The sequence below is a fragment of the Martelella lutilitoris genome (assembly GCF_016598595.1).
In the GTDB taxonomy this organism is placed as follows: Bacteria; Pseudomonadota; Alphaproteobacteria; order Rhizobiales; family Rhizobiaceae; genus Martelella; species Martelella lutilitoris_A.
The window spans coordinates 3,057,035-3,069,667 of sequence record NZ_CP066786.1; the positions used below are offsets into that span (position 1 = coordinate 3,057,035).

A 12,633-nucleotide genomic window follows, 5' to 3' on the forward strand; every position below is an offset into this window, starting at 1 on the left:
CTGATCATGTCTCCCTGCGTTGGCCTTCAGCGGGAAAGGCGCGCGAGAATTCTCGTGCGGGCACCGGCCGCCCGATCAGGAAGCCCTGGAGGCAGATGTCGGGATGGATGGCAACGAGATGGTCAGCCTGACCTTTGGTTTCCACGCCCTCGCAGATCAGGGTCACCTCGAGCGCGGTGGCAAGTTCGCAGACCTTGCTGACGATCACGGCGCCGATCGCCTGCTGGCCGAGCGCCTGGGTGAACATACGGTCGATCTTGATGCCCGTGATCGGCATGCGGGCGATATAGGCAAGGTTCGAATAGCCCGTGCCGAAATCGTCAATGAGGATTCGGTAGCCGCGCCTGCTGAAGGCCGCCATCGCCTGTGTCAGACTGTCTTGGCTTGCCGTCGATCGCTCCGTCAGTTCCAGGGCGACCTGGCCGGCGGAAAGCCCATGGGACCGGGTTTCGGTCTCGAGAAAATCCAGAAACGCCGGGTTTAGTATGTCATCGGAGGCGACATTGATGCTGACATAGAAATCCGGATCGGCCGCAAGGTGCGCCGCCATGTCGGTAAATGCCCGCCGGACGACGCCGCGGGTGATCCGTCCTATGAACCCGCAGGTCTCCGCGGCAGGTATGAACTGATCGGGCGGCATCAGCGTCCCGTCGAAATCAACCAGCCTCGCAAGCGCTTCGGCCCCGCACAGTGTGTTGCCGGAAGGTCTGACGATCGGCTGATAATGGACGGTGAGCCGACCGTCATCAAGCGCCCGCTCCAGCTTCTGCCGCCAGGACCGGCTTTCCCGATAGAGCTTTGCATGCCAGAATCCGAGACACGCGCCGGCCGAAATTCCGCCGACCAGGACAAGCAGAAAATCAAGCGGCGCCGTCTTCAGAAGGGCGGGCGCGTCATAGGTGGCGACAACGCAGACGTCGGTCTTTTCATTGCAGCGCGAATAGACCCTTCGGCGCGCGATGCGATACCATTCGCTGTTGCTTCCGAGCAAATTCGCCAGCCCTTCGGCATCCCCGAAAGACCGGTAGCTGTAGCCGGCATCGCTGGTCAGGACAAGGGCGGCCAACCGCTCGGCGGGGTCTTCGTAGCGCGCGAAGGCGGACGGTTCCGTCATCACGACGCTGTTGCCGAAAGAGGCCATGTCGGCTGCAAGGCCGGCCGGAGCAACGCCCCTGGTGTCCTTCCAGAGAAGGGCCGCGTTGACGCCCAGCACCTGTGAAGGCGGCGGCATCTTCGCCGGTTCAGCCAGTTCACCCCATATTCCGGTGCAGACGAGGTTCCCGTCCCGTATGCGGCCGACATCGGCAAGATAGGGGGCGGCGAAGACGACGCTGCGCATTGCCTCCAGATCTTCTGCGGAACAGGGCGTATCGTCAGATCGGTCGAGGGCGCGCAATACGGTCAGGCTGGTTTCGGCGACTGAAACCGCGTTTTCAAAGACATCGGAGCCGTAATAGTCGACATACCCGTCCGCGTTATGGTTGCGAATGAACTCGGCGATCACCAGCGCACATATCCCGCCCAGACAGATCCAGACAAGACAGATGATCCAGATACTCCGCCGACCCGCCTCCATTGTGCTTCCTTTCCGCAGCCGCGCGCGTGAGGAACCTTTTGGGACCTCCCTTCTGAAGCGCGGATCGTCCCGACAATCGCTCCCAGATCGACTGCTGACGACAGGACTGCGTAACCAGCAAATGCTATCGCTAGCATTTTAGCAATAAATGTGAAAGGCCGCCGAAAATCGGCGGCCTTTCACACGAAAGCTTGAAAGCGGTCGGGCGGAAGCCCGAAGCCGGAGTTTATTCGCCCGGCTGCGGCTCTTCGTTCATGGAGGAGAGCATCGGCGTTGCCTCGTCGGCGCCGGAAGCCTTGCGGCGGGCGTCGATGATGAGATCGTCGCGCTGGGTCGCGATGCGGCGAACCTGGCCCATCGCACGTCCCGTACCGGCCGGGATCAGACGGCCGACGATGATGTTCTCCTTCAGGCCCTGGAGCGTGTCGACCTTGCCGGCAATCGCGGCTTCCGTGAGCACCTTGGTGGTCTCCTGGAAGGATGCGGCCGAGAAGAAGGACGGCGTCTGCAGCGAGGCCTTGGTGATACCGAGCAGCACCGGCTCGCCTTCGGCGGGGCGCTTGCCCTGTGCCACCAGTTCCTCATTCATGTTGTCAAAGGCGATCGCCTCGATGATGTCGCCGGTGATCTGGCCACTGTCGCCCGAAGCGGTGATCTCAATCTTCTGCAGCATCTGGCGAACGATCACCTCGATGTGCTTGTCGTTGATGACCACGCCCTGCAGACGATAGACTTCCTGGATCTCGTTGACGAGGTAGGAGGCCAGCGCCTCGACGCCCTTGATGGCAAGGATGTCATGGGGAGCCGGGTTGCCGTCGAGGATGTAGTCGCCCTTCTCGATGTAGTCGCCATCCTGAAGATGGAACGGCTTCGACTTCGGAATGAGGTATTCCACCGGCTCGACGCCGTCTTCCGCAGGCTCGATCTGGATGCGGCGCTTGTTCTTGTAGTCGCGGCCGAAGCGGATCGTACCGTCGATCTCGGCGATCACGGCGTGGTCCTTCGGACGGCGAGCTTCGAACAGTTCCGCAACGCGCGGCAGACCACCGGTAATGTCCTTGGTCTTGGCGCTTTCCAGCGGCGAACGGGCCAGCACGTCGCCCTGGCTGACCTTCTGCCCGGGCTCGACCGAGAGGATCGCATCCACCGACAGCGGAAGGCGGGCCTCGCCGCCGCGCGGCAACTTCATGATTTCGCCATTGGCATCCTTGATGACGATGGACGGCTTCAGATCGGATCCGCGCGGCGTCGAACGCCAGTCGATGACCGAGCGCTTGGTGAAGCCGGTCGCCTCATCCGTCGTTTCGGTGACGGACAGACCTTCGACAAGGTCTTCGAAGTCAACCGTGCCGGAGACTTCCGTCATCATCGGGCGGGTGTAGGGGTCCCACTCGGCAAGACGCTGGCCGCGACGAACCGTGTCGCCGTCATCGACATAGAGCTTCGAACCATAGGCAACCTTCTGCGAAGACCGCTCCTGATCGCGCTGGTCGAGGATCTGGATCGCCATGTTGCGGCCCATTGCCACCAGAACGCCATCGGAGTTCCGCAGAACGTTGCGGTTCTTGATCCGCACCGTTCCCTCATAGGAGGATTCCAGGAACGACTGGTCAACCACGTTCGCCGTACCGCCAAGGTGGAAGGTACGCATGGTGAGCTGCGTGCCGGGCTCGCCGATCGACTGGGCAGCGATAACGCCGACGGCTTCGCCGATATTCACCGGCGTACCGCGGGCAAGATCGCGACCGTAGCAGACCTGGCAGACGCCCGTCTGAACCTCGCAGGTCAGCGCCGAACGGATCTGCACCGACTGGATGCCCGAAGCCTCGATCTTGATGACGTCGGCCTCGTTGATCTGACGGCCGGCCTCGACGATCAGTTCACCGGTGACCGGATCCTCGATGTCAACGAGGGCCGCACGGCCGAGCACGCGCTGGCCGATGGAGGCAACCACCTGGCCGGCATCGACGATGGCCGTCATGGTCAGGCCCTTGTCGGTGCCACAATCGGCGGTGTTGACGATGCAGTCCTGGGCCACGTCGACCAGACGACGGGTCAGGTAACCCGAGTTCGCGGTTTTCAGGGCGGTATCGGCCAGACCCTTACGGGCGCCGTGCGACGAGTTGAAGTACTCGTTCACGGTCAGGCCTTCCTTGAAGTTCGAGATGATCGGCGTCTCGATGATCTCGCCGGAGGGCTTCGCCATCAGGCCGCGCATGCCGCCGAGCTGACGCATCTGGTTCACCGAACCACGCGCGCCGGAATGGCTCATCATGTAGATCGAGTTCATCTGCTTCTGGCGACCGGTCTCCGGGTCGAATTCGACGGCCTTGATGCGGGCCATCATCTCTTCCGTGACCTTCTCGGTCGCCTTGCCCCAGGCGTCGACAACCTTGTTGTACTTCTCGCCCTGGGTGATGAGACCGTCATTGTACTGCTGCTCGTATTCCTTCACCAGCGCTTCGGTCTCGGCAACGATTTCGTGCTTGGCATCGGGAATGACCATGTCGTCCTTGCCGAAGGAAATGCCGGCCTTGCACGCATGGCCGAAGCCGAGCGACATGATGCGGTCGCAGAAGATCACCGTGTCCTTCTGGCCGCAGTGGCGATAGACCGTGTCGATCATCTTGGAGATGTTCTTCTTGGTCATTTCCTGGTTGCAGGTCTCGAACGGAACGTTCGAGTTCTTCGGCAGAAGCTCGCCGATGATCATGCGGCCGGGCGTCGTCTCGTAGATCTTCGAGACTTCGTTGCCGTCCTCGTCGACCGTCTTGAAACGGCCCTTGATCTTGGAGTGCAGCGTGACGACCTTGTTCTCGAGCGCATGGTGGAGCTCGCCCATGTCTGCAAAGGCCATGCCTTCGCCGGGCTCGTTCTCGTTCATGATCGAGAGATAGTAGAGGCCGAGAACCATGTCCTGCGACGGCACGATGATCGGCTGACCATTGGCCGGATGCAGGATGTTGTTGGTCGACATCATCAGCACGCGGGCTTCAAGCTGGGCTTCGAGCGACAGCGGCACGTGAACGGCCATCTGGTCGCCGTCGAAGTCGGCGTTGAAGGCCGTGCAGACGAGCGGGTGCAGCTGGATGGCCTTGCCTTCGACCAGCGTCGGCTCGAACGCCTGGATGCCCAGGCGGTGCAGCGTCGGCGCACGGTTCAGAAGCACCGGATGCTCGCGGATCACCTCGTCGAGGATATCCCAGACTTCCGGACGTTCCTTTTCGACCAGCTTCTTCGCCTGCTTGACGGTCGAGGAATACCCCTTGGCGTCGAGGCGGGCGTAGATGAACGGCTTGAACAGTTCGAGCGCCATCTTCTTCGGCAAGCCGCACTGGTGCAGCTTCAGTTCCGGGCCGGTCACGATGACCGAACGGCCGGAATAGTCGACGCGCTTGCCGAGCAGGTTCTGGCGGAAGCGGCCCTGCTTGCCCTTCAGCATGTCGGAGATCGACTTCAGCGGACGCTTGTTGGCGCCGGTGATGACGCGGCCGCGACGGCCGTTGTCGAACAGGGCGTCAACCGATTCCTGAAGCATGCGCTTCTCGTTGCGGATGATGATGCCCGGCGCGCGCAGCTCGATGAGGCGCTTCAGACGGTTGTTACGGTTGATCACGCGACGATAGAGATCGTTGAGGTCGGACGTCGCGAACCGGCCGCCGTCGAGCGGCACGAGCGGGCGCAGGTCCGGCGGGATCACCGGAACGACCTTCATGATCATCCATTCGGGACGGTTGCCCGACTCAAGAAAGTTCTCGACGATCTTGAGACGCTTCATCAGCTTCTTCTGCTTCAGATCCGACGTGGTGTCGGCCAGTTCGGCGCGCAGGTCGCCCGCGATCTTCTCGAGATCCATGCCGGCAAGCATCTCATAGATGGCTTCCGCGCCGATATTGGCCGAGAACTGGTCCTCGCCGAACTCGTCCACGGCCAGCATGTATTCCTCTTCCGACAGGAGCTGATTTTCCTTCAGATCCGTCAGGCCCGGTTCGGTGACGATGTAGTTCTCGAAATAGAGAACGCGCTCGACATCCTTCAGCGTCATGTCGAGAAGGGTCGAGATACGGCTCGGCAGCGATTTCAGGAACCAGATATGGGCAACCGGAGCGGCGAGCTCGATATGGCCCATACGCTCGCGGCGCACGCGCGAAAGCGTGACTTCGACGCCGCACTTTTCGCAGATGATGCCCTTGTACTTCATGCGCTTGTACTTGCCGCACAGGCACTCATAGTCCTTCATCGGGCCGAAGATGCGCGAGCAGAACAGGCCGTCACGCTCGGGCTTGAACGTGCGGTAGTTGATGGTTTCCGGCTTCTTGATTTCGCCATAAGACCAGGAAAGGATCTTTTCCGGGCTGGCGATCGAGATCCGGATCGAATCGAAGACCTGCGCCGGCGCCTGCGGATTGAAAAGATTCATGACCTCTTGGTTCATGCCTGTCTCCTTGACTGGGCGGCATCGCCCTTGCTGACAGATCATTCCGGCCAAACCCCGATGCCGGAACTCATGTCTCTTGAAACGGTGATAGCCGCTAAATGCGGCAAAAATGACACTTTGCGCTTACCATGCGCTCGGTGTCAAAGGTGCGCCCGGCTTTTGGCGGCGGGCGCACCGTGTTCTGATCTTATTCCGCAGCGTCCGGCATTTCGTCGGCTTCCTCACCGGGCTCGTCGGCACGGTTTTCAAGCTCGACGGAAAGGCCCAGCGAACGCATTTCCTTGACGAGAACGTTGAACGATTCCGGAATACCGGCCTCGAACGTATCATCGCCGCGGACAATCGCCTCATAGACCTTGGTACGGCCGGCAACGTCGTCCGATTTCACGGTCAGCATTTCCTGCAGCGTATAGGCGGCGCCATAGGCTTCCAGAGCCCAGACCTCCATTTCGCCGAAGCGCTGGCCACCGAACTGCGCCTTGCCACCGAGCGGCTGCTGGGTGACGAGCGAGTACGGACCGATCGAACGGGCGTGGATCTTGTCGTCAACCAGATGGTTGAGCTTGATCATGTACATGTAGCCCACGGTGACCTGGCGGTCGAAGGGCTCGCCCGTACGGCCGTCGTAAAGCGTCGACTGACCCGACGGATTGTAACCTGCCCAGGACAGCATCTCGGAGACGTCGCCCTCATGCGCACCGTCAAAGACCGGCGTGGCGATGGACACGCCGCGCTTGGCTTCGTCGGCCAGACGCACCAGGCTTTCGTCGTCGAAATTCGAGACTTCGTCCTTGGCTTCCGAGGCATAGACCTTGGTCAGCGTTTCCTTCAGCGGCTTGATGTCATTGGTTTCCTGATACTCCTCGAGCATCTGGCCAATGCGCTTGCCCATGCCGGCACAACCCCACGCAAGATGCGTTTCCAGGATCTGACCGACATTCATGCGGCTCGGCACGCCAAGCGGGTTCAGCACGACATCGACATGGGTTCCGTCTTCCAGGAACGGCATGTCCTCGGCGGGCAGGATGCGGGAAACCACACCCTTGTTGCCGTGACGGCCGGCCATCTTGTCGCCGGGCTGGATCTTGCGCTTCACGGCAACAAAGACCTTGACCATCTTCATCACGCCCGGAGGCATTTCATCGCCGCGCTGGACCTTTTCGACCTTGTCCATGAACCGCTGCTCAAGGCGGGCCTTGGATTCGTCGTACTGGCCGCGAAGGGCTTCAAGTTCGCCCTGCGCTTCCTCGTCCTCGACGGCGAACATCCACCACTGCGAACGCGGATAGGCGCCGATGACTTCATCGGAAAGCTGAACGCCCTTCTTGAAGCCCTTAGGACCCGCAATCGACGTGTGGCCGCGCAGCATGTCGGCAAGACGCGCATAGACGTTGCGGTCCAGAATGGCCTGTTCGTCGTCACGGTCCTTGGCGAGACGCTCGATTTCTTCGCGCTCGATCGCCATGGCGCGCTCGTCCTTCTCGACGCCGTGGCGGTTGAACACGCGGACTTCAACCACGGTACCGAAGGTGCCGGGCGGCATGCGCATCGACGTGTCGCGAACGTCGGAGGCCTTCTCGCCGAAGATCGCGCGCAGGAGCTTTTCCTCCGGCGTCATCGGGCTTTCGCCCTTCGGCGTGATCTTGCCGACGAGAATGTCGCCCGGATGCACTTCGGCGCCGATGTACACGATACCGGCTTCATCGAGGTTCTTCAGCGCTTCTTCCGAGACGTTCGGAATGTCGCGGGTGATTTCTTCCGGGCCGAGCTTGGTGTCACGGGCCATGACCTCGAATTCTTCCAGATGGATCGAGGTGAAGACGTCATCCGAAACGATCCGCTCGGAAAGCAGGATCGAGTCCTCGTAGTTGTAGCCGTTCCACGGCATGAACGCGACCAGCGCGTTGCGGCCGAGCGCCAGATCGCCGAGGTCCGTCGACGGGCCGTCGGCGATGATGTCGCCACGGTTGACCACGTCGCCGACGCGCACCAGCGGACGCTGGTTGACGCAGGTGTTCTGGTTGGAACGCTGGAACTTCATCAGCCGGTAGATATCAACGCCCGACTTGGAGGCATCGAGATCTTCCGTCGCGCGGATAACGATACGGGTCGCGTCGACCTGGTCGACCACGCCGCCGCGCTTGGCGCCGATGGCAGCGCCACTGTCACGGGCAACGATCGGCTCCATGCCGGTTCCGACGAACGGGGCTTCGGCGCGCAGCAGCGGCACGGCCTGACGCTGCATGTTCGAGCCCATCAGGGCGCGGTTGGCGTCGTCGTTTTCCAGGAACGGAATGAGGGCTGCCGCCACCGAAACGAGCTGTTTCGGCGAGACGTCCATCAGGTTGATGTTTTCGCGCGGGGCCAGCATGACTTCGCCGGCATGACGGCAGACGACGAACTCTTCGACGAAGGTGCCGTCTTCATTCATCACCGAATTGGCCTGGGCGATGTAATATTTCGCCTCTTCCATAGCCGACAGATAGATTACCTCATCGGTGAGCTTGCCGTCCTCGGAGATCTTGCGGTACGGGCTTTCGATGAAGCCGTACTTGTTGACGCGCGCAAAGGTCGCCAGCGAGTTGATCAGACCGATGTTCGGGCCTTCCGGAGTCTCGATCGGGCAGATGCGGCCGTAATGGGTCGGATGCACGTCGCGGACCTCGAAGCCCGCGCGTTCGCGCGTCAGACCGCCCGGGCCGAGCGCCGAGAGACGACGCTTGTGGGTGATTTCCGACAGCGGGTTGATCTGGTCCATGAACTGCGACAGCTGCGAGGAACCGAAGAATTCGCGCACGGCGGCAGCCGCCGGCTTGGCGTTGATCAGGTCCTGCGGCATCACCGTGTCGATCTCGATCGAGGACATGCGCTCCTTGATCGCGCGCTCCATGCGCAGGAGGCCCAGACGGTACTGGTTCTCCATCAGTTCGCCGACCGAACGGACGCGGCGGTTGCCGAGATTGTCGATGTCGTCGATCTCGCCCTTGCCGTCGCGGAGATCCACCAGCGTCTTGACGACGGCCAGGATGTCTTCCTTGCGCAGCACGCGCATCGTATCCGGCGCATCAAGGTCGAGACGCATGTTCATCTTGACGCGACCGACGGCCGAGAGGTCATAGCGCTCGGCATCGAAGAACAGCGAATTGAACATCGCTTCCGCCGATTCCATGGTCGGCGGCTCGCCCGGACGCATCACGCGATAGATATCGAAGAGCGCGTCCTGACGGTTCTCGTTCTTGTCGGCGACCAGCGTGTTGCGGATATAGGCGCCGACATTGACGTGGTCGATGTTGAGGATCGACAGTTCGTCGATGCCCTGCTCGATCACGCCCGCCAGGTTCTTCTCGTCCAGTTCTTCGCCGGCCTCGAGATAGATCTCGCCGGTTTCCATGTTGACGATGTCCTCGGCCAGGAACGTGCCGTAAAGTTCGTCATCGGTAACCTTGAGCGCCTTCAGGCCGCCTTCGGCGAGCTTCTTGAGCATGCGCGGGGTCAGCTTTTTGCCGGCCTCGATCACCACCTCGCCGCTATCGGCGTCAATGAGATCGGTCACGGCCTTCTGGCCGCGCAGACGTTCCGGCGAGAACGGCACTTTCCAGCCGTCGCCCTCACGCTCGTAGACCGCCTTCTCGTAGAAGGTCTCGAGAATTTCCTCGGTGTCCATGCCGAGCGCCATCAGAAGCGATGTCACCGGAATCTTGCGGCGGCGGTCGATGCGCGCATGGACGATATCCTTGGCGTCGAACTCGATGTCGAGCCAGGAACCGCGATAGGGGATCACGCGGGCGGCAAACAGCAGCTTGCCGGAAGAGTGGCTCTTGCCCTTGTCGTGGTCGAAAAAGACGCCCGGCGAACGGTGCATCTGCGAAACGATAACGCGCTCGGTACCGTTGACGATGAAGGTCGCGTTGTTGGTCATCAGCGGCATGTCGCCCATATAGACCGACTGCTCCTTGATGTCCTTGATCGACTTCGCGCCGGTATCCTCGTCGATGTCGAACACGATGAGGCGCAGCTTGACCTTCAGCGGCGCGGCATAGGTCAGGTCGCGCTGCCGGCATTCCTCGACGTCGAACTTCGGCTGCTCGAATTCGTAGGAAACGAATTCGAGCATGGAAGCGCCCGAGAAATCGGTCATCGGGAAGACGGACTTGAAGACCGCCTGCAGCCCCTCGTCGGGACGACCGCCCTTGGGCTCGTCAACCATGAGGAACTGGTCGTAGGACGCCTTCTGAACCTCGATGAGGTTCGGCATCTCCGCCACTTCCGGGATCTTACCGAAAAACTTGCGCACGCGCCTGCGACCATTATAGGAAAGGGTCTGAGCCATCGTCGCTCCTTGTCAATCTGCATCCGGGCCTGCAACAGACGGGTACCGATGGCCAGTCGGCTCCGTCGTTATTTGAGAGCCATTTCCAATTCCGCCGGAAAGGCTCGATCTCCATAATTTCTCGACTATCCGAGCGTCAGGCCGTTGCCGGTCGCGCTGCCCGTCGAAAGGGTCCTGAAGAGAACCCATTACCCAAAGGCCCGAAATGGGACTTTGGGTAATGGTTTCAGTTCAATTGTCGCCCCACGGGCAGGCCTGCGCCCGCCCGCGGAACAGTAAAGTAAAGCTTACTTGAGCTCGACCTTGGCGCCAGCTGCTTCCAGCTTGCCCTTGAGCTCTTCGGCTTCGCCCTTGGAAACGGCTTCCTTGATGGCCTTCGGAGCGCTCTCGACGAGTTCCTTGGCTTCCTTGAGGCCGAGACCGGTGATGGCGCGAACTTCCTTGATGACGCCGATCTTGTTGCCGCCGGCATCGGCCAGGACAACGTCGAATTCGGTCTTTTCCTCGACAGCGGCAGCGGCTTCGCCAGCGCCGCCGGCAGCAGCAACGGCGACCGGAGCAGCGGCGGAAACGCCCCACTTCTCTTCGAGCATCTTGGACAGTTCAGCGGCTTCGAGAACCGTCAGTTCAGAAAGTTCGTCTACGATTTTGGCGAGATCAGCCATGTTAGTCTTCCTTCAGTGTGTTTGGTTCGAACTGGGTCGAAATTTCATAAACAGCGAAAAACCGCCTCAAGCGGCTTCGTCCTTCGTGGCGTAGGCGTTGAGCACGCGCGCAAGCTGGCTTGCGGGTGCCGAAGCAATCGTCGCGATGCGGGTCGCCGGGGTCTGGATCATACCAACCAGCTTCGCACGCAGCTCATCCAGCGAAGGCATCGTCGCAAGCGACTTGACGCCCTCGGCATCGAGCACGGTTGCCCCCATGGCGCCGCCGATGACAACGAGCTTGTCGTTGGTCTTGGCGAAATCCATGCAGACCTTCGGAGCCGTCACCGGGTCATCGCAATAGGCGATGAGCGTCTGACCTGTGAACAGGTCAGCCATTCCCTCGGACTCCGTACCCTGAAGGGCAATCCTGGCCAGGCGGTTCTTCGCGACTTTGACAGTGCCGCCCGCTTCACGCATCTTCGAACGGAAATCGTTCATCTGCGCAACGGTGACACCGGCATAGTGGGCAACGACAACCGAGCCGGAAGCCTTAAAGACTTCGTTCAGTTCCGTGACGAATTCGCGTTTTTCCGCTCTTTCCACTGCCTATCTCCAGTTGACAGGACCATTGACGGACCTGTCGGTTGCCTTTGCCGCAAGGGACTTGCTTTGACCCAAGATCCCAAGCGACGCTCGAGGATCCTGCCCCCTTCGGCGCGCGATTTCTCAAGCGCCTAGGCACACCAGGTTCGAACCGAACTAAACCGCGTCAGGCTTGACCGCCAGCGGTAAAATTGGGTCTCACCCGTCTCATGCAGGCATTGAATTAAGGTTGCCCACCTGCAATCTCGGACAGGAAACCGGGATTTTCGTCCCGGTCATTTTCCGGGCCCTGGAGCCCGGAAACTTTTCACCGGAAGACAATCGCTTCCGGAAATTCAAAACTTAAGCGTTGACCGACGAGAAGTCGATCTTGACGCCCGGGCCCATCGTCGACGACAGCGCGACGCGCTTGACGTAGTTGCCCTTGGCGCCGGCCGGCTTTGCCTTGACGACGGCATCGGCGAAGGCGCGGATGTTTTCTTCCAGCGCGCTTGCGTCAAACGAGGCCTTGCCAACGCCGGCATGCACGATACCGGCCTTTTCGACGCGGAACTCGACAGCGCCGCCCTTGGAGGCTTCGATGGCGGCCTTCACGTCCATGGTCACGGTGCCAACCTTCGGGTTCGGCATCATGCCGCGGGGGCCGAGAACCTTACCGAGACGGCCGACGAGCGGCATCATGTCCGGGGTCGCGATGCAGCGGTCGAAGTCGATATTGCCGGCCTGAACCTGCTCGACGAGGTCTTCCGCGCCGACGACATCCGCACCGGCTTCCTTGGCTTCATCAGCCTTCGGGCCGCGGGCGAACACGGCAACGCGAACGCTCTTGCCCGTGCCGTTCGGCAGGTTGACGACGCCGCGAACCATCTGGTCTGCGTGACGCGGGTCAACGCCCAGGTTCATCGCGATTTCGATGGATTCGTCGAACTTTGCAACAGCCCGTTCCTTGACCATCTGAACGGCCTCGGAAAGCGGATAGAGCTTGTTGACGTCGATGCCCTCTCGGGTCTTCTGGATACGCTTTGCAATCTTCGTCATG

6 protein-coding genes are annotated in these 12,633 nt (G+C 61.0%); all 6 read right to left on the minus strand.

All coding sequences use genetic code 11. The annotated features are described in order from the left end of the window. Positions 1–4 precede the first annotated feature (4 nt). Complete coding sequence (locus JET14_RS14725) at positions 5–1,576, minus strand: EAL domain-containing protein (RefSeq protein WP_200334501.1); 1,572 nt, start codon at positions 1,574–1,576, stop codon at positions 5–7. Between the two features lie 226 nt (positions 1,577–1,802). Continuing rightward, a complete protein-coding gene (gene rpoC / locus JET14_RS14730; protein ID WP_200334502.1) occupies positions 1,803–6,011 on the minus strand; it encodes a DNA-directed RNA polymerase subunit beta' in 4,209 nt (1,402 codons plus the stop codon). A gap of 190 nt (positions 6,012–6,201) precedes the next feature. Next, a complete protein-coding gene (gene rpoB / locus JET14_RS14735; RefSeq protein WP_200334503.1) occupies positions 6,202–10,344 on the minus strand; it encodes a DNA-directed RNA polymerase subunit beta in 4,143 nt (1,380 codons plus the stop codon). A gap of 287 nt (positions 10,345–10,631) precedes the next feature. Beyond that, positions 10,632–11,009, minus strand: a complete 378-nt coding sequence (gene rplL / locus JET14_RS14740) for a 50S ribosomal protein L7/L12 (protein ID WP_200334504.1) — start codon at positions 11,007–11,009, stop codon at positions 10,632–10,634. 66 nt (positions 11,010–11,075) lie between these two features. Further along, entirely contained in the window at positions 11,076–11,594 is a 519-nt protein-coding gene (rplJ, locus tag JET14_RS14745) for a 50S ribosomal protein L10 (RefSeq protein WP_200334505.1), read from the minus strand. A 342-nt stretch (positions 11,595–11,936) separates the two neighbouring features. After that, positions 11,937–12,632, minus strand: coding sequence for a 50S ribosomal protein L1 (gene rplA, locus JET14_RS14750; protein ID WP_200334506.1), 696 nt, complete (start codon positions 12,630–12,632; stop codon positions 11,937–11,939). Between the last annotated feature and the right edge of the window lies 1 nt (position 12,633).

Bases quoted from the DNA above. Each gene is read 5' to 3' on its own strand.
- rplL (WP_200334504.1), bottom strand. From the start codon at position 11,009: ATGGCTGATCTCGCCAAAATCGTAGACGAACTTTCTGAACTGACGGTT.
- rplA (WP_200334506.1), bottom strand. From the start codon at position 12,632: ATGACGAAGATTGCAAAGCGTATCCAGAAGACCCGAGAGGGCATCGAC.
- rpoC (WP_200334502.1), bottom strand. From the start codon at position 6,011: ATGAACCAAGAGGTCATGAATCTTTTCAATCCGCAGGCGCCGGCGCAG.
- rpoB (WP_200334503.1), bottom strand. From the start codon at position 10,344: ATGGCTCAGACCCTTTCCTATAATGGTCGCAGGCGCGTGCGCAAGTTT.
- JET14_RS14725 (WP_200334501.1), bottom strand. From the start codon at position 1,576: ATGGAGGCGGGTCGGCGGAGTATCTGGATCATCTGTCTTGTCTGGATC.